This is a genomic window from Sphaerimonospora cavernae (assembly GCF_042435035.1).
GTDB lineage: Bacteria > Actinomycetota > Actinomycetes > Streptosporangiales > Streptosporangiaceae > Sphaerimonospora > Sphaerimonospora cavernae.
In genome coordinates, this window is record NZ_JBHMQT010000006.1 from 274,981 (window position 1) to 291,002 (window position 16,022).

At 68.5% G+C, this 16,022-nt stretch carries 24 protein-coding genes; 17 read left to right on the forward strand and 7 right to left on the reverse strand.

The window, feature by feature from the left end; all coding sequences use genetic code 11:
* Positions 1-31: 31 nt before the first annotated feature.
* On the forward strand, positions 32-322 hold the full coding sequence (locus ACFHYQ_RS05825; RefSeq protein ID WP_394300034.1) for a hypothetical protein: 291 nt from the start codon (positions 32-34) through the stop codon (positions 320-322).
* Positions 323-459: 137 nt separating this feature from the next.
* Here the strand turns inward: ACFHYQ_RS05825 and ACFHYQ_RS05830 are convergent, their stop codons facing one another.
* Positions 460-1,419, reverse strand: coding sequence for a cation diffusion facilitator family transporter (locus ACFHYQ_RS05830; protein WP_394300035.1), 960 nt, complete (start codon positions 1,417-1,419; stop codon positions 460-462).
* Complete coding sequence (locus tag ACFHYQ_RS05835) at positions 1,412-1,789, reverse strand: ArsR/SmtB family transcription factor (RefSeq protein WP_394300036.1); 378 nt, start codon at positions 1,787-1,789, stop codon at positions 1,412-1,414. Before ACFHYQ_RS05835 ends, ACFHYQ_RS05830 begins: the two co-directional genes overlap by 8 nt.
* A gap of 177 nt (positions 1,790-1,966) precedes the next feature.
* Here ACFHYQ_RS05835 and ACFHYQ_RS05840 point away from each other — a divergent pair, with 177 nt between their 5' ends.
* The 3 genes from ACFHYQ_RS05840 to ACFHYQ_RS05850 are packed head-to-tail and all read left to right on the forward strand — an operon-like array spanning position 1,967 to position 3,974.
* Complete coding sequence (locus ACFHYQ_RS05840) at positions 1,967-2,569, forward strand: DivIVA domain-containing protein (RefSeq protein ID WP_394300126.1); 603 nt, start codon at positions 1,967-1,969, stop codon at positions 2,567-2,569.
* 40 nt (positions 2,570-2,609) lie between these two features.
* On the forward strand, positions 2,610-3,578 hold the full coding sequence (locus ACFHYQ_RS05845) for a ZIP family metal transporter (RefSeq protein ID WP_394300037.1): 969 nt from the start codon (positions 2,610-2,612) through the stop codon (positions 3,576-3,578).
* Between the two features lie 18 nt (positions 3,579-3,596).
* Positions 3,597-3,974 carry a DUF488 domain-containing protein gene (locus ACFHYQ_RS05850; RefSeq protein ID WP_204018777.1) on the forward strand — a complete coding sequence of 126 codons (378 nt, stop codon included), beginning with the start codon at positions 3,597-3,599 and terminating at the stop codon, positions 3,972-3,974.
* A 45-nt stretch (positions 3,975-4,019) separates the two neighbouring features.
* On the opposite strand, the gene ACFHYQ_RS05855 is transcribed toward ACFHYQ_RS05850, so the two are convergent.
* Positions 4,020-4,814: a maleylpyruvate isomerase family mycothiol-dependent enzyme gene (locus tag ACFHYQ_RS05855; RefSeq protein ID WP_394300038.1), complete on the reverse strand. Its 795-nt coding sequence runs from the start codon at positions 4,812-4,814 to the stop codon at positions 4,020-4,022.
* Positions 4,811-5,404 (reverse strand): TetR/AcrR family transcriptional regulator, encoded by a 594-nt coding sequence (locus ACFHYQ_RS05860; RefSeq protein ID WP_394300039.1) that lies wholly within the window; start codon positions 5,402-5,404, stop codon positions 4,811-4,813. The genes ACFHYQ_RS05855 and ACFHYQ_RS05860 overlap by 4 nt, the downstream gene beginning before the upstream one ends.
* Positions 5,405-5,658: 254 nt before the next feature.
* On the opposite strand from ACFHYQ_RS05860, the gene ACFHYQ_RS05865 reads away from it, so the two are divergent.
* The 11 genes from ACFHYQ_RS05865 to ACFHYQ_RS05915 all read left to right on the forward strand — a co-directional run bounded on the left by ACFHYQ_RS05865 (position 5,659) and on the right by ACFHYQ_RS05915 (position 11,797).
* A complete protein-coding gene (locus ACFHYQ_RS05865; RefSeq protein ID WP_394300040.1) occupies positions 5,659-6,156 on the forward strand; it encodes a hypothetical protein in 498 nt (165 codons plus the stop codon).
* 5 nt (positions 6,157-6,161) lie between these two features.
* Positions 6,162-7,301, forward strand: a complete 1,140-nt coding sequence (locus ACFHYQ_RS05870; RefSeq protein ID WP_394300041.1) for an SRPBCC family protein — start codon at positions 6,162-6,164, stop codon at positions 7,299-7,301.
* Positions 7,298-7,711 (forward strand): gas vesicle protein GvpJ, encoded by a 414-nt coding sequence (gene gvpJ, locus ACFHYQ_RS05875; RefSeq protein ID WP_394300042.1) that lies wholly within the window; start codon positions 7,298-7,300, stop codon positions 7,709-7,711. The genes ACFHYQ_RS05870 and gvpJ overlap by 4 nt, the downstream gene beginning before the upstream one ends.
* 1 nt (position 7,712) lies before the next feature.
* Entirely contained in the window at positions 7,713-8,651 is a 939-nt protein-coding gene (locus tag ACFHYQ_RS05880; RefSeq protein ID WP_394300043.1) for a GvpL/GvpF family gas vesicle protein, read from the forward strand.
* Between the two features lie 71 nt (positions 8,652-8,722).
* Positions 8,723-8,959, forward strand: coding sequence for a gas vesicle protein GvpG (locus ACFHYQ_RS05885; RefSeq protein ID WP_394300044.1), 237 nt, complete (start codon positions 8,723-8,725; stop codon positions 8,957-8,959).
* 4 nt (positions 8,960-8,963) lie between these two features.
* Positions 8,964-9,353, forward strand: a complete 390-nt coding sequence (gene gvpO, locus ACFHYQ_RS05890; protein WP_394300045.1) for a gas vesicle protein GvpO — start codon at positions 8,964-8,966, stop codon at positions 9,351-9,353.
* Positions 9,350-9,775, forward strand: a complete 426-nt coding sequence (locus tag ACFHYQ_RS05895; protein WP_394300046.1) for a gas vesicle protein — start codon at positions 9,350-9,352, stop codon at positions 9,773-9,775. The genes gvpO and ACFHYQ_RS05895 overlap by 4 nt, the downstream gene beginning before the upstream one ends.
* Positions 9,765-10,640, forward strand: a complete 876-nt coding sequence (locus ACFHYQ_RS05900) for a GvpL/GvpF family gas vesicle protein (RefSeq protein WP_394300047.1) — start codon at positions 9,765-9,767, stop codon at positions 10,638-10,640. The genes ACFHYQ_RS05895 and ACFHYQ_RS05900 overlap by 11 nt, the downstream gene beginning before the upstream one ends.
* The gene (locus tag ACFHYQ_RS05905; protein WP_394300048.1) at positions 10,637-10,882 is read left to right on the forward strand and encodes a gas vesicle protein; all 246 of its coding nucleotides are present in this window, start codon (positions 10,637-10,639) and stop codon (positions 10,880-10,882) included. The genes ACFHYQ_RS05900 and ACFHYQ_RS05905 overlap by 4 nt, the downstream gene beginning before the upstream one ends.
* Positions 10,866-11,231, forward strand: coding sequence for a gas vesicle protein K (locus ACFHYQ_RS05910; RefSeq protein ID WP_394300049.1), 366 nt, complete (start codon positions 10,866-10,868; stop codon positions 11,229-11,231). Before ACFHYQ_RS05905 ends, ACFHYQ_RS05910 begins: the two co-directional genes overlap by 17 nt.
* 122 nt (positions 11,232-11,353) lie before the next feature.
* A complete protein-coding gene (locus ACFHYQ_RS05915) occupies positions 11,354-11,797 on the forward strand; it encodes a hypothetical protein (RefSeq protein ID WP_394300050.1) in 444 nt (147 codons plus the stop codon).
* Positions 11,798-11,930: 133 nt separating this feature from the next.
* Here ACFHYQ_RS05915 and ACFHYQ_RS05920 read toward each other — a convergent pair whose 3' ends face one another.
* The 3 genes from ACFHYQ_RS05920 to ACFHYQ_RS05930 all read right to left on the reverse strand — a co-directional run bounded on the left by ACFHYQ_RS05920 (position 11,931) and on the right by ACFHYQ_RS05930 (position 13,974).
* Positions 11,931-12,161, reverse strand: coding sequence for a hypothetical protein (locus ACFHYQ_RS05920; protein ID WP_394300051.1), 231 nt, complete (start codon positions 12,159-12,161; stop codon positions 11,931-11,933).
* Between the two features lie 23 nt (positions 12,162-12,184).
* Entirely contained in the window at positions 12,185-12,745 is a 561-nt protein-coding gene (locus ACFHYQ_RS05925; RefSeq protein ID WP_394300052.1) for a hypothetical protein, read from the reverse strand.
* Positions 12,746-12,849: 104 nt separating this feature from the next.
* Complete coding sequence (locus ACFHYQ_RS05930) at positions 12,850-13,974, reverse strand: MarR family transcriptional regulator (RefSeq protein WP_394300053.1); 1,125 nt, start codon at positions 13,972-13,974, stop codon at positions 12,850-12,852.
* 306 nt (positions 13,975-14,280) lie between these two features.
* Here ACFHYQ_RS05930 and ACFHYQ_RS05935 point away from each other — a divergent pair, with 306 nt between their 5' ends.
* The gene (locus ACFHYQ_RS05935) at positions 14,281-14,679 is read left to right on the forward strand and encodes a YciI family protein (protein ID WP_394300054.1); all 399 of its coding nucleotides are present in this window, start codon (positions 14,281-14,283) and stop codon (positions 14,677-14,679) included.
* Positions 14,676-15,956, forward strand: a complete 1,281-nt coding sequence (locus ACFHYQ_RS05940) for an RNA polymerase sigma factor (protein ID WP_446746291.1) — start codon at positions 14,676-14,678, stop codon at positions 15,954-15,956. Before ACFHYQ_RS05935 ends, ACFHYQ_RS05940 begins: the two co-directional genes overlap by 4 nt.
* Positions 15,957-16,022 lie beyond the last annotated feature (66 nt).

Consider the following 16,022-nt stretch of genomic DNA (forward strand, 5'->3'; position numbering starts at 1 on the left):
CCAGCCCATCCCACCGCTCAAGGTTCCCGACGTGCTGGCGGTGCTCGCCTTCGATTCCGGATCGGATGCCTGCGGGTACGGCGAAGCCGCCGAGTGCTGGACCCTCGCGCCCTGGCGGGGCCGTACCGTCCCGCGAAGCGCGTGGGTCTCCGGCCGGCCGGCCTTCTCGTCGCCCTCTCCGTCGGCCACGCCGAACTGGGCGTTCGCCCCGCCCATGGGCGAGTCCGCAGCCAAGACCGCGGCCAAGACCACCGCACCGCCCGCTGACCGGGCAGGCTGCTGGGCCTTCAGCCCGTTCACCCGGTGCGCGACGACCGGCTGACGGGTTAGAAACAGCAAAGAACGGATCGAGACGAGTTCCCGGCCATCGCCGGGGCTCATCTCGATCGCTGTGGAGGGCGCTGCCGGCGGTCGCTCAGCGAGGCAGACGTACGGCGACGACGACACGATCATGGCGGCTCACGGTCGCGTGTCGCCGGTCCCCGGCTCGGGGCGGCCGATGGAGAACACCTCGGGAGCCGCATGGTCGACCTGGAATGTGGTGTGGTCGACCGCGTACTCCTCGCGTACCAGCCGCTCGACGGTCTGCCGTACGGCGTGGCAGTCGGCCCCCGGCGCGACCAGGATGTGGGCGGACATCGCCGCGTAACCGGAGGTGACCTCCCACACGTGCAGATCATGCACCTCCGTCACCTGGTCGAGGGCGGCGACCCGCCGTCCGATCTCGGCGGGATCCATGCCGGCGGGGGCCGCCTCCATGAATACCCGGCCCGAGTCGCGCACCAGGCCCCACCCGGCCTTGAGCATCAGGGCGGCCACGACCAGGGCGGCGATGGCGTCGGCGCGTCCCCAGCCGGTGAGCCATATGACGAGACCCGCCACCGTGGTGCCGATGAAGGCATACAGATCGTTCAGGACGTGCTGGAACGCGCCCTCCACGTTGAGGCTCCGCCGGTCTGCCTTGCCGAGCAGCATCATCGCCGCGATGTTCACCGCCACCCCGGCGATGCCCGTGATCACCAGGTATCCGCCCTGGACATCGGGGGGTGCGATCAGCCGACCGATTCCCGCGTAGCAGAAATAGGCGCCGAGCAGGAGCAGGGTGATGCCGTTGACCTGTGCGGAGATGATCTCTGCTCGCTTGAGGCCGTAGGTGAAGCCGCCGCGCGGGGGCCTGGCCGCGATCCGGATCGCGATCATCGCGAACACGATGGCGAACGCGTCGGTGAGCATGTGACCCGCGTCGGAGATGAGCGCCAGCGAGTGGGCGATGACGCCGACCGTCACCTCCACCGCCATGAAACCGACGATCAGGACGAGGGCGGCGGTCAGGTAGCGGTGGTCCGCTCCGGCGCCGACCGCGTGGCCGTGGCCGTGCCCGTGACCGCGGCCGTGTGCGTGCTTGTCCCGGTCAGTCATCGCCCCGGTCGCCTTCACCGTGGTCGACGTGGGTGATGGCCAGATCGAAGAGCATCCGTACGTGTGAGTCCGCCAGCCGGTAGTAGGCCATCCGCCCGGCGCGGCGCACCCTCACCACGCGGTTGGCGCGCAACAGGCGCAGCGCGTGCGACGCGGCGGACATGCTCTGCCCGGTCGTCTCCGCGAGGTCGCACACGCACATCTCGCCGGCCTCCAGAAGTGCGGCGATGAGACGGAGCCGCCCGGGGTCGGCCAGCAGCCCGAAGACCTGCGCCAAGTCCTGCACGGTCTCATCCGATGGCAGGGACCGCCGAATCTCGGCCACCCGGTCGGCGTCGATCCCCGTCGACGCGCACGAGTCGGCAGGCATCTGTACAACAGTTGAACGATTATTCATGCGTTGAAGTATAAGTCCCCTGCTTTCTCAAGGGAAGGCAAAGAATCCGTCGCGCGCTGATCACGAGTGTATCCGCTAGGTAATTGGACAACTACAGGAAGTAGTAGTCGTCCGAAGGTGCGGCTGCAGGGGGAAAGGTCGGTGAGGCGGATGGGCCAGGGGCATGGTCAGGGGTACGGCACGGCGGACGTGGCGGAAGGCGAACCATCCGTACGGCCGCCCTACACGCTGGCGGGATTCCTGAGTCCGGCGGCGGTGCGCAACCAGGTTTTCACCGTCGTCCGGCTGCGTGAGGGCTACGACCTGGCGGAGGTGGACAGGTTCCTGGGCCTGGTGGAGATCACGTTGACCCGGCTTCTGCGGGAGAACGACGAGCTCAGGGCGGCCCAGGCGCAGCAGGAGCCGCCGCTCTCCGGGGAGAACGCGGTGCGCATCGTGGAGATCGTCCAGGAGGCGGCCGACCGGACGATCACCATGGCCCATCAGGAGGCGCAGGCGATCCTCGCGGACGCCCGGGAGCGGGCCGCCCTCCAGGAGCGGGAGACCCGGGACAGTCGTCACGCGGCCCTGGATCGTCGGATCGAGGGCCTGCACGCTTTCGTCGCCGGGTTCGGCAACCAGTTGAAGGAGAGCCTGGACGGCCAACTCAACCGGCTGCACAACCTGCTCGACGGTCTCCAGGACCCGGATGGCTGCGAAACCGGGGCCATGCAGTTCGCGGGATCACCGGACGCCGCGCTTCCGGAGGGCTGACCCCCGGTCGTGTCGGACAGCGATGAAGAAGGTCTCACCAATGCCGATTTCGGATTGGGCACGGGCCATGGGGCCGGTGCTGGAAGAACACCCCGCCGGCCGGGAGGCCTGGGCGGCCGTGCTACTCGTCTGTGCCGCCACCCTGGCGGGGGCGTGGCTGGCCAGACGCAACTCGCGGCGCGTCGCCGTATGGCTGGCGATGGCGTCGGCGGTGATGCTGGTCACGGCCCTGGTCGACCTGCTCCCCGGCGCATGGTTCGCGGCGCGACGCGCCGGCACCCCGCTGTGGTGGCTCGGACTCGCCGCCGCGTTCGGGTTCCTCGTCATCACCTACTTCACCCGCAAGGGGTGCGGCCATCCGCACGGCCATCCGCACGGCCATGCACATGGCGCACACGGCGATGCGCACAGCCACGCTGATGACCAGGTGGCGGCCAGGTCCGCCGGGCTGCACGCTCCCGGTCGGCACCGCCGGGTCGGGGCGGCGGTCGACGCCGCGCTGTTCGGCGGCCTGGGAACGGCGGCGGCACTCACCTTGCACCGCGGGATCGAGGGGGCGACCCTGGCACTGACCGCGTCCACGGTGGTCGTCATCGCGCTGGCGGTCCATTCGGCGAGTGAGGGGCTGGCGCTGGCCGCGCTGCTGGACATCGCCCGGCAGCGCCTCACGCCGTGGCTGGTCGTGGCGTGCGTCAGCCCGGCTGTGGGTGTCCTGTCCGCCACCTTCAGCCCGCTGCCCGACAAGCTGGTGCCCGTCCTGCTCAGCATGGTCATGGGGGTCCTGCTCAGAACCTCGATCGTCGGTCTGAGACTCGCCGCCGGCACCCGGCGGAGCGGTCGCCTCTCCAAGCGTCAGGTGGCCATCGCGGTCATCGCGGCGACCGCCATCGGCGTCCTGCTGGCCACGGCACACGACCTCCGGAACCACGAGAAGCTTCAGGGAATTCTCGGAATGACGGGGAACAGCCGAGACGCGGGGCATGATGATGTGGACGCAGGCCCTACCTGAATCTGGGGGATGAGGCGCATGTCATCGTCCGTCGCCGTACGCCGGGTGTATGACGATCCGATGCCGGAGGACGGGGCGCGCGTGCTGGTGGACCGCATCTGGCCACGCGGCCTGCGCAAGGAGGCGGCGCACCTGGACGAGTGGCTCAAGGATGTCGCGCCGTCGTCGGAGCTGCGCGCCTGGTACGGCCACGTGCCGGAGAGGTTCGGCGAGTTCCGGCACCGTTACCTCGCCGAGTTGGCCGACGAGCCGACCGACCCCGCCCGGCAGGCGGCCCTCGATCGGCTTCGTTCACTGCGGGAACAGGGACCGGTGACGCTGCTGACCGCGACAAAGGACGTCGCGCGTAGCAACGCCGCCGTCCTCGCCGAGATGCTCTCCGCGCCGACCGCCTGAGTCGTACCGCCTGTCTGACTCCGACGGCTCACAGATTTCCTGAGGTCAGAAGACGACCCTGGCGTTGCGGACAAGCGCGATGGCATCCTCCGCGCCGGACACGAGTTCGAGCGCCACGTCGTCGTCGCGGCCGGACAGGGCCCTCATGTATGCCACGGCGTCCGCCCGGACGACCGCCACCGGGTCGCCGGAGCCGACCAGCCATGAGCCGCCCGCCACACCGGTGAGCTCAAGTGCGACCGGCGCGGCCGACCAGGCCAGGGCCAGATCACGGATGACCTGCTCGATGATCTGCCGGTCATGTTCTCCAAGGGTGACCGTCTGCCCCGTCGCCCGGGCCAGGTCGACACGGTGCATCCACAGGTCGCGGGGGTAGATGACATCAAGGAGGTAGCCGATCGGCAGTTTGGGCACCCCCGGCATGCCGGTGTCGACGGCGACGCGGCGCATCGGGCCGGGCGTCCACCGGCGGGCGCGGGTGGCACGCGGCCACAGCGACGCGAAGTTTTCGACGAGCGCCGGTCCGGTTTCCGTGGCGTGGTCGTCGATCTGCACCGCCGTGTGTCCGTCCAAGGCGATCTTTTCGGGGTAGCGCCGCCGTCCCACGATGTGCCGTCGCATCATCATGCGGAGACTTATGTTGTCCTCACACTGCGCGACGAGGTGCGAGACCAGGGTGCGCACGTCCCATCCGACGCAGTCCGTGGGACGTCGCCAGTCACCGTCGCGAAATTTTCCGAGCAGCGCGAGGGCCGCGTGGCCTTCGGCCTCGGAGATCGCCACTGCCTGGTCGCGATCGGTCCGCTGCACGCGCATGGCGTGCGCGAAGGAATCAATCATCTGTCCTGACCTCCTGTGGGGGTGTAGTAGCGGAAGAACATGTCCAGCGCGGTCGGTGTCAGCCGGGTGAAACGTCCCTTGTCGGCGGATGTGGACGGTTCATTGGAGAGCTGCTGGCTGATCACGCCGGAGAACAGCACCGTGAAGAGCGCGACCCCCTCTTCGCTCACCGCGTCGGGTGCCAGCTGGCCGGCGTCCACGGCCGCCTGCAATGCGTTTCGCAGGGATTCCAGCTGCTGAACGGCGGGTTCGAACGCGTTTGGGGAGGGCTCGAACCCCGGAACCGGTCGCCAGTAAAGGAGCTGTGCGAGCACCGGGTTGGCCATCACCCAAGAGATCATGGCGGTCTGGCCGGCGGCGATGGCGCTGCGCGGGTCCTCGGCAAGCCCGGAGAGGTGCGGCTTCAGGACTTCGCCCATCTGGCGCATCCCGCGCTCGAACAGTGCGTCGTAGATGGCCATTTTGGAAGGGAAATACTGGTAGAGCGACGGCGGGCGCATTCCCATCCGCCGTGCGACCTCCGAGAGGCTGAGCGCGGCGACGCCCTCTTCCGCCATGACCTCGATAGCGGTGTCGAGGACCTCCCGCACGGTGTCGTTCCGCCTCCGCAGCCTCCGGTCTTCCCTCATATAAGTAGGAAACCCTAATGGTTGTAGGTAAGTCAACAGCCGTGAGGGCATAACGCTGCCCGATCGCCGCCTCCTTGTGCGAGAACACGACTTGGTCGGCGAGCGGTCCGTTATGTGCAGATTTGCGTTTCTATCTCACCTTCTAGGGCATGCATCCGGTTTGTCCGGGATCACGTACGGCAGGCCAGCGGCGATGCCCATGAGGAGGCGCGCTCATGAAAGACGGACTGAAGGTGGCCCTGGCCGTCCTCGCGGGCTATTACCTCGGGCGGCGCCACAAGCTGGGCTTGGTGGCCATACTCGCGCTGGCCATCCTGGCGAACCGCCTTCGGGGGGAGGGGGCCGGAGGCGGTCTCCTCCAACAGGGCACCAAGATCCTCGGCGGCGCCTCTCCCGAGCTCGGCAAGATCAGCGAGCGGGTCCGCGGCGATCTGCTGGACATCGGCAAGGCCGCGGTGGCGGCCGCGACCAGCAAGCAGATCGACTCACTGAGCGACAAGCTGCACGAGCGCGCCGAGGCCCTCCGGCGCCCCAAGGTCCCCACCCGCCGGCCCGCTCCGGAGGCCGCCGAGCCCGAAGAAGAGGACTACGCGGAAGAGGAGGGCTTCGAGGAGGAGCCGTACGAAGAGGAGGAGCCTGAGGAGTTCGAAGCCGAGGAACGGCCGAAGCCGCGCATCCAGCGCCCGTCGCGGCCGGTCTTCCGTCGGAGGTGAGCGCGATGTCCGAGCAGGTGAGGGAGACAACCGCGGGTAAGACGACCGCGGGTAAGACGGCGGTTCATGAGTTGCCGGCGCGCAGGCTAGGCCAGGAGGTGCGGAACCTGGCGACGGCGGTGGCGGAACGGGCGCTCTCGTCGGTGACCGACAAGATCGACGGAATGGCGGGCCGGCTGACCGACTACGTCGAGCACGGCGTGGACGGCGAGACCGGCCTGTTCGGCGCGGTTACGGGCCGTGGGACGGGGCTGATCGCCGCGGTGGCCCAGGCGCTCACCGGCGAGGGCGGTGGTGGTGGGAGCCACCCCATACGGGCTGCGCTCGGTGCGTACGCCAAGGAGAAGATCAAAGGTCTCTTCGGCGGCGGCACGGGCAAAGGCGGCAAGGGCAAGAAGCTGAAGGTCATCAACATCGTTGAGGCACTCGACATCGGCGCTCCACTGCGATTGGTCTACGACCAGTGGACCCGCTTCGAAGATTTCCCGTCCTTCATGAAGAAGGTCGAATCGGTCGAGCAGAAGTCCGACGAGAAGCTGGGCTGGAAGGCCCAGATCTGGTGGTCGCACCGCACGTGGGAGTCCACGATCACCGAGCAGGTCCCCGACAGCCGGATCATCTGGCGTTCCAAGGGGCCGAAGGGGTACGTGGACGGCGCGGTGACCTTCCACGAGCTCTCGCCCGGCATGACCCGCGTCCTGCTGGTCCTGGAATATCACCGCCAGGGGCTGTTCGAGGGCATCGGGAATCTGTGGCGTGCCCAGGGCCGCCGGGCCCGGCTGGAGTTCAAGCACTTCAGGCGGCATGTCATGACGCAGTCCCTGTTGCACCCCGAGGAGATCGAGGGCTGGCGGGGCGAGATCCACGAGAGCCGGGTGGTCAAGGACCACGAGACCGCGCTGCGCGAAGAGCGGGAGCTCGAGGGGCGCGAGGTCCCGGAGGGCGGAAGGAGGCGCCGCGGACCCGCCGAGCCGGGAGCCGAGGCCGAAGCGGAGGAGGTGGCGAAAACACGCGGCACACGAGAGGCCCGTGAGTACGCCGGCGTCCCGGCCGATGGTTCCCGCCGGGCCGGCGAACCCATGGAACGGCCGGTACGGCTCCGCCGGCCGATGGCGGAGACGAGAGCGAGGAGGAGGAACGCATGACCGTAGCCGTTCCGTCCGGAGGCGGCGGCCTACCCGGTCGACCATCCGGGTCCGGCCTGGCAGACGTCATCGACACGATTCTGGACAAGGGCCTCGTCATCGACGCCTACGTCCGGGTATCGCTCGTGGGCATCGAGATCCTGACCATCGACGCACGCATCGTCGTCGCGAGCGTGGACACCTACCTTCGATTCGCGGAGGCCGTGAACCGGCTGGATCTCTCGCAGACGCAGGACACCCTGCCGGAATTCCTGAGCGGCATGACCGAGGGGGTGGCGCGGGGCAAGTCGAAGGGAGTCGCCAAGGGCGTGCTCGAGGCGGCCGGAGAAAGACTGCAGGACTTCGTCTCCGGGCACACGGAGCAGGGCCAACCGGCGCCTCGTCCGCGCCGCCGACGGGAGGGGAGCTGAGATGTCGGGCCACACCGAGACGTCAGGCCACATGTCGGGCCGGGCCAGGGCGTCATCGGGAGCGGCGTCCCGAGCCACCGAGCCTCGAGTCGCCGAGTCCCGAGGCGCCGAGTCCCGAACCGCCGAGTCCCGAAGCGGCGCGCCCCAAGCGACCGCATCCGCGACCGCCCGTGCCGCCGACCGGCCCGCGGCCTCCCCGCACAACCTCGCGTGCTACGTCTACGGCATCGTGCCCGAGGACGTCGAGATCAGCCCGGACGCCGTCGGCGTCGGAGACCCGCCCAACCGGGTCAAGATCGTACGGCACGGTGAGATCGCCGCACTGATCAGCGACGTGGACGTGAACCGCCCCCTTGGCCGGGCGCAGGACCTCGTGGCCCACGAAGAGCTCCTGGACGCCGCCGCCACCGAGGTGCCCGTGCTGCCGCTTCGCTTCGGCGCCGTGCTGACGACTCCCGACGCGGTCGTCGAGGAACTGCTCACCCCGCATCACGACCAGTTCGCCACCGCCCTCCAGCAGATCGAGGGCCGCGTGCAGTACGTCGTCAAGGCCCGTTACGCGGAACGCCCGATCCTGATGGCGGTGCTGGCCGAGAACGTCGAGGCCAGACGGCTGCGCGACCGGATCCGCGACCTGCCGGAGGACGCCACCCGCCCCGAGCGCATCCGGCTCGGGGAGGTGATCACTCAGGCGATCGAGGTCAAGCGGGAGGCCGACACCCAGCGGCTGGTCGATCACTTCGCCTCCTGTACGGCGGCCGCCAACATCCGGGAGCCGACGCACGAGCGAGACGCCGCCCACGTCGCGTTCCTGGTGGAGACCGACCGCGTCCCCGACGTCGAGCGCACGCTGGACGAACTGCGCCGTGACTGGTCGGACCTCGTCGAGGTGCGCGTGCTCGGTCCCATGGCGCTGTACGACTTCGTCACCACGGGATGAGGCAACCCCGAGATGAGGCGCCACGGGATGAGGCGCAGAAGACGATCCAAGCGTGCGAAGGAGGAGGACAGGTGGGACTCTTCGGCTTGCTTTTCGGCTGGCCGCTCGCCCCCGTCCACGCCGTGGTCCGGCTCGGCGAGCTGATCCAGGAACAGGTCGAGCGCGAACTGCGTGACCCGGCGGCGGTGCGGCGACGCCTGGAGGCGATCGAGGAGGCCAGACGCGCGGGCGAGATTTCCGAAGAGGAGGAGGCGCGTGCCGTGGAAGAGGTGCTCCGGCTGATGGCCACCGGCCCGCGGAGAGGGTGATCCTATGCCTCCCAGCCGACGATTCCGCTACGAAGACGAGGCCGAGCCGTACGGGCGCGGCGCCGCCTCGGGGGTGGTGACCGAGGAGGGCGACGAGCAGGTCGACCGGCGGCGTGCCCGTGCACTCAACGCGGCGACGGCCGGGCGGGCCGGTGCGCGCTACATAGCCGACCTGACCGGGAAGGTCCCGGAGGGCGTCACGCTGGTGGAGCCGATCGAGCACGGCTGGGTGGTGGGCGTGGAGGTGATCGAGGACCACCGGATCCCGTCGTCCGGCGACATCCTCGCCATCTATGAGGCGGAGATGGACGACACGGGGGACCTTCTGGCGTACCGCCGGACCCGGCGCTACCGGCGGGGCACCGGAGACTGCGTCGAGGGCCTGCCACGATGAGCGATCCGCGCGCCCGCCCGGTCCTGCGGGACTCCTATATGCCCGCCGCGCCCGCCGCGCGGGGGTCCGCCAACCTGGGCGACATTCTGGAGCGGGTCCTGGATCGGGGCATCGTGATCGCCGGTGATATCCGGGTGAACCTGCTGGACATCGAACTGTTGACGATCAAGCTGCGGCTGGTGATCGCGTCGGTGGACACGGCGCGTGAGCTCGGCATCGACTGGTGGGAGCACGATCCCTGGCTCACCGGGAAGAACCGTGAGCTGCTGGAGGAGAACCGGCGGCTGCGCGACCGCCTCGCCGCCGTCGAACAGCATTCCTCCCTGCCGAGATCCCCGGATTCGGAGCATCTGGCACCAGAACAGACAGAGAGAACAGGTGAGGCGGGCCGACCGCGCGGAACGGAGCGGCATGGTGAGTGAGCAGGGCGATCACGGCGATCACGGCGGTCAGGGCGTCTACCTGTACGCGGTGACGGGTGATCCGGGCGAGGACGGCCGGCGGGAAGGGCTCACCGGCATTCTCGGCGAACCTGTCCAGGTGATCGGACACCGGGGGTTGCTCGCCCACGTCAGCCGGGTGCCGCTGGACAGGTTCGGCGAGGAGCCGCTGCGCCGCCACCTGGAGGACCTGGACTGGGTCGAAGGGGTGGCCCGAGCCCACCACCACGTGGTGGAGACCCTCGCGGACGACGTGCCGACGGCGCCGGTGCGACTGGTCACCGTGTACCACGGCGAGGCGCAGGTGCGTGACCTGCTCGACCGCCGGCACGATGACTTCACCGCCGTGCTGTCGTGGGTCGCCGGGCGCCGGGAATGGGGCGTCAAAGCCTATGTGAACCCCGCCACCGCGGCGTCCGAGCCCGGCGGGAGCAGCGGCGAACCAGGCCCGGGTGGTGGCTCGGTCGCCGGCTCAGGCAGTGAATCCGGCGGCAGTCCGGGCACCGCCTATCTCCGGCGGCGCAAGGCGTCGCTGCACAGTCGGCAGGACCTGTGGCGGGCGGCGGCCGAACGGGCCGAGCGGCTGCACGCCGCGCTGGAGACCGTCGCGGTGGCCGGACGCCGCCACCGCCCGCAGGACCCGCGCCTGTCCGGCAGGACCGACTGGATGGTGCTCAACGGCGCCTACCTGGTGGACGCGGACCGGGAGGAGGAGTTCGCCGCCGTGCCGGCCCCCTTCCGGGAGCAGGGGTTCATCGTGGAGCTCACCGGGCCCTGGGCGCCCTACTCCTTCACGGACACGTCTATTGGGGCGACCACGGAGGCGCCCACGGAGGCATCGCCATGACGATCGAAAGCGGCAGGGGAGCGGCGTTGGCGGCCGAGGGACGCCTGCCGCCCGAACGTGTGGCGCTGGTCGACCTGCTCGACCGGCTGCTGTCGGGCGGTGTCGTGGTCGCGGGCGACCTGGTCCTGTCCATCGCGGACATCGATCTCGTACGGATCTCCCTGCGTGCACTGATCGCGTCCGTACGGGAGGCCGATGTCGTCGGCGGATACGAGGAGCGGGAGCATGAGCCGTATCGATGACGACCGCTGTGACAGCCGGTGGGACGACCGCTACGACGACCGGTGGGACGGCGAACGGGAGCCGACGACCCAGTGGCGGCTCAACACCGACCCGGAGGCGGTCGAGCGTGACCTGAGCCGCCTGGTCCTCACGCTGGTGGAGCTCCTCCGGCAGCTCGTCGAGCGCCAGTGCATCAGGCGGATGGACCAGGGCGACCTGTCCGACGAGCAGATCGAGACGCTCGGCCTGACGCTGATGCGCCTGGAGGGGGCGATGACCGAGCTGTGCGACCGCTTCGGGCTGTCCCTCAGCGATCTCAACCTGGATCTCGGGCCCCTCGGCACCCTGCTGCCGACTGACTATCACTAGGTGAAGGTCCGGGCGATGCGGGTGCGGCTGACGTATGCGGACGCGTCGGCGGAGATCATTGTGAGCCGTTCGTCGCCGGCATCCGTAATAGGGGCATGAGGATTTCGCGAATCGTGCCGTCGGTGGCACTCATCTTGGTCGTGAGCGGCGGTACGGCACTGCCGACGCATGCCGCGAGCGCTCAGGAGAGCGCACAGACGAGCGTACAGACGAGTGCGCAGGCGAACGGGCACAAGAAGGTGCTGGTGCAGCTCCGCGAGACGGGGGGCTTCGCCGGCATCGACGACCGCGTGACCGTGTACACCAACGGATGTGCGCGGTTCAGCCGCCGTCAGGCACCCCCGGTGAACAAGTGCCTGACCCGCGGGGAGATGCGCAAGCTCCGTGGCTACCTGAAGCATCTGCGCGTGGGCTGCTCCGAGAAGCAGCCGCAGGGAGCGGATTTCATCAAGTACACGCTCGCCTACCACGGGCACCGCGCCAGCCGCTACACGTTGCCCCGCACGTGGAGCCCGGTCGTACGGCAGTTGGAGAAGACCCTCCAGAAGTACGCGGCCCCCGCCTGACGTTCCCCCTCCCAGGATGACTCGGTGACGTTGCCAGATCTGGCGGGTTGCCAATCGCTGGCAACCCGCTGATTTTGGCAACTTTGCCAATCCCTCCGTCCGCTCATCACAGCAAGCCTGGCTCCGTTGGGCGCTAAGGGATCTGAGCCTCGACGAAAGCGGGCGCGAACAGGCGAACCCGACGTTCATCAAGGTCGCCGGCCAAGGCACGTGCAGCCATCTCGACACCAGGAGCGCGAGGAAACCCGAACTGGCCGCGCAGCAGCCGGCATCCTTCGGCCACCACATCATGAATTCGCTCTTCCTGAAGGAGCTTGTCGAAGACGGAGCGTAGGTCCTCGGCCGCTGCCATCATCAGACGCAAGACGTCCCCGGCGTCCTTGTCGTTCAGACGGCCCGGGCGCGTGTCGGCGTCGTGGAGCCGGTCATCTTGAACGTCTTGGCGATCAGGAGTGCGGCCGGACCCGCAACGTTGACGGTGAGTACACGGTGATCGACGTAGGGTTCCAAACTCGGCACCCGTAGCGGCGAGTGATCGAAGAGGGTGGCTTCCAGGCCGGATACATGGCGGGCGGCCATCTTGGGATGAGGCGGGAGATGGGCACTGCGCTTGCCGATGCGAGGGGCGAGCGTCTTGGGGACGAGAAGATCGACCTCAACCGGATGGTTCTGATCGCCTATCTTCTCCATCCGAGTCCACAGTCCGGGCTGGTTCGGAATGGACAGAGTGAAACCAGCCCCTCGCATGGCCTCGTCCAGTAAGGGCTCATCGGGTAAGAGCACGGGATTTATGCTCAGGTCGGCATCGCTGGTGTACGGGGAGCTCGCCAGAATTACATCAGCACTGCGTAGGTGAACCGCCTGTGCCCCCACCAGTACGATCGCCCGGGCGTGATCGCGAAGTGCTTGTAGTGCATCCAGGAGCACCCGGCGGGCGACTGTTGTCACCTCGGCAGGATTAACGCCTTCAGGGGTGCGTGGCATAAAGGGGTCCTCAGAGTCGATAGCGCGACCTAGCCCACTTCATGCATGGGCTACGGCTGTGACCTGGGTCACTCTAGGGCATTAAGGTTCGGCAGGCGCCACGTTTTCTCATGGCTGCGCATGTGGTCGAGAACCGCCTCCCCGGTGTGCGGCAATCGGCCCGGGCCCGAAAGACAATCCAACGCGAGTTGACTCAACGCTACGTGTGGCAACCCATCGACGCCGCGACGCCCGACGAATACTGCCATATCGGGAGGTTGAAGTAGCAGGACATCCGCCCCTTGAGCTACGGAAAAAAGATCGCGGCTGTTCGCGATGTTGGTCGCGACATTCGCGGAGGCGTAGAGCATCACCTGGCCGCCGATGGTCACTGGCGCCAGTTGCAACGCTGCAAGTGGCCCGGTAACAGCAAGTTCAGCGTGCAGTTCGCATTGCCCGCGCAACCAGTCGAGAAATCGATCCGTCCCATTCGATGCCAGAAAACCAGAAAAGCGACCAGACTTGAGTAATGTGGTCTCAGAGGCACGCAGCCGTACCAAGGCCTCCCAATCAACGTTGACGACTCCCCTGCCTCGGCGACGGATCAGACCTTCCTCCTGCAGGACGTCCAGCAGTCGGGAAACGTAAGCAGGGCTCAAGCCGGTGGCCTCGGTCAGTTCGCCGGCTCGGTAGGGAGGTTGTACGTCGACCAAGGCTCGGACCAGGCGGCCGGCTCGAGCACCGCTCAGTCCTCTTTTCTGACCGATGGCGCGCGGCCGCGGGTCACGTGTGGCGCCCTGAGCCTGAATCATCACAGCGGGCCGATTCATCCGGAATGAGATATTTCCCGTCAAGTCGATGTAGCCGCAGCCCCAGCCGGACAACATTTCACGAGCGCGCGGACTGATCCACGGAGCGACGACCACGGCGGCGGCGTCCGGACGGAAGCGACGTATCAGGGAGACCCGCGGCAGCAGTTCTCGTTCCAGACGAGCAGGCGTCGGATCCGGGACGGCCGCCATCAGGGCACTCCCATGAGAGTCCGGTCCTTCGATCCCGATCAGCGCGTCATATCCCAGGTCTCCAGCCTGGCCGGGCGCCTCCTCCACCTGCACGCTCCACTGTTCGCCCAGCAGATCGCGTAGTTCGTCGATCCCTCGACGCAGAAGTCGGGCCGCGTCCTCGGCAGGCTCCCCCCCGTTGGTGCCGCTCATGGCTCCAGCATGTCACGGGCACGGTCGCGGACGCGAGCAAAGTTGCCAGATCTGGCGAGTTGCCAATCGTTGGCAACTCGCTGTTTTTGGCAATTTTGCCAACCCCCCCCCGCCGCAGGGCGCCCTGGACCACGTCGTACGGCCCCAAGCGGGGGCTTCCGGTGCGGGCCGTGGCGATACCCACCCGATCACGGCCGGGAAATTTTCTCGGCCTGATTCCGCAGAGGATGTAGAGGAAGCCGGGGTGTGCTTCGACCTACGGGTGAGAGCCTCGGAGAGGCCCCGCACGGACAGGGAGACGATCTCATGAAGTACATGTTGCTGATGCAGTTCAGCGAGCAGACCGGCCTGCCGCCGATCGAGACCTGGCCGCAGGAGGACGTCAAGGCCCACATCCAGTTCATGCGCGACGTGGACAAGAAGTTCGTCGACGCCGGGGAACTCGTGGACGCGCAGGGGCTGGCGATGCCGGACCAGGCCAGGATCGTGCGGGCCGACGGGGTCGGCTCCCCCGTCGTCACGGATGGCCCGTACCCGGAGACGAAGGAGTTCCTGGTCGGTTACTGGATCGTCGATGTCGAGAGCCAGGAGCGGGCGGTGGAGCTCGCGGCGTACGTCTCGGCCGCACCCGGCCCCGGCGGCAGGCCGCTGAACATGCCGATCGAGGTGCGCCAGGTGATGTCGGCCCCGCCGGCTGAGCTGTGATCCCGGAAGCACCGGCCATCGACGACCTGCTGCGCGAGTTGGCGCCGCAGGTCGTCGGCGTGCTCACCCGGCGGTTCGGCGACTTCGACACCGCGGAGGACGCGGTGCAGGAAGCGCTGCTGGACGCCGCCGCCCAGTGGCCTGAGGAAGGCGTGCCCGGCAATCCGCGGGGCTGGCTCATCCAGGTCGCCTACCGCAGGATGGCCGAGCAGATCCGCAGTGAGCAGGCGCGGCGGCGCCGCGAAGATCTCGTCGCCGCGCAGGAGCCGATCGATCAGCGGACGATGGCGCCACCGGTCGACGAGGCGTACGAGGCGGGCCGGGACGACACGCTGACCATGTTGTTCCTGTGCTGCCATCCGGCGCTGACCCCGGCATCGGCGATCGCGCTCACCCTGCGGTCCGTCGGCGGTCTCACCACGGCGGAGATCGCCAAGGCGTTCATGGTGCCGGAGGCGACGATGGCGCAGCGGATCAGCCGCGCCAAGCAGCGCATCAAGGCGTCCGGCGTGCCGTTCCGCATGCCGGCGCCGGAGGAGCGGCGCGGGCGGCTCGGCTCGGTGCTGCACGTGCTTTACCTGATCTTCAATGAGGGCTACGCCAGCAGCGACGGGCCGGCACTGCACCGGGTGGAGCTGTCCCGGGAGGCGATCAGGCTGACCAGGATGGCGTACCGGCTGCTCCCCGGTGACTGCGAGGTGGCCGGCCTGCTCGCGTTGATGCTGCTGACCGACGCCCGGCGTCTCGCCAGGACCGACCGGAACGGCATCCCGGTCCCGCTGGCGGAACAGGACCGGAGCGAATGGGACGGCGCGGCGATCGCCGAGGGGATCGGGATCATCACGCGGACGCTGGCCAGGGGCGCGATCGGCCCCTATCAACTTCAGGCGGCGATCGCCGCGCTGCACGACGAGGCGGCGACGGCGGCCGAGACCGACTGGCCGCAGATCCTCGCACTGTACGGCCTGCTGGAGCGGATGTCCGACAACCCCGTGGTCTCGCTCAACCGCGCCGTGGCCGCCGCGATGGTGCACGGCCCCGCGGCCGGGCTCGACATGCTCAAGGTGCTCGAAGCCGGGGGCCGCCTGGCCGGCAACCACCGTTTCCACGTGGCCCGGGCCCACCTTCTGGAGATGGCGGGCGCGCCTCGGGCGGCCGCCGACGACTATCGCGCGGCGGCGGGCCGCACGCTGAGCATCCCGGAGCGTGACTACCTCACCACCCGGGCCGCCCGGCTCGCCGCGGTGGGATCGCCGGACAGAAGCCGGCTGAGATGACCGAACGCGTCGTACTCACGTCCGGCTGAATCGATGACGTCAGGTGCAGGTTCAGATGGACGCCGA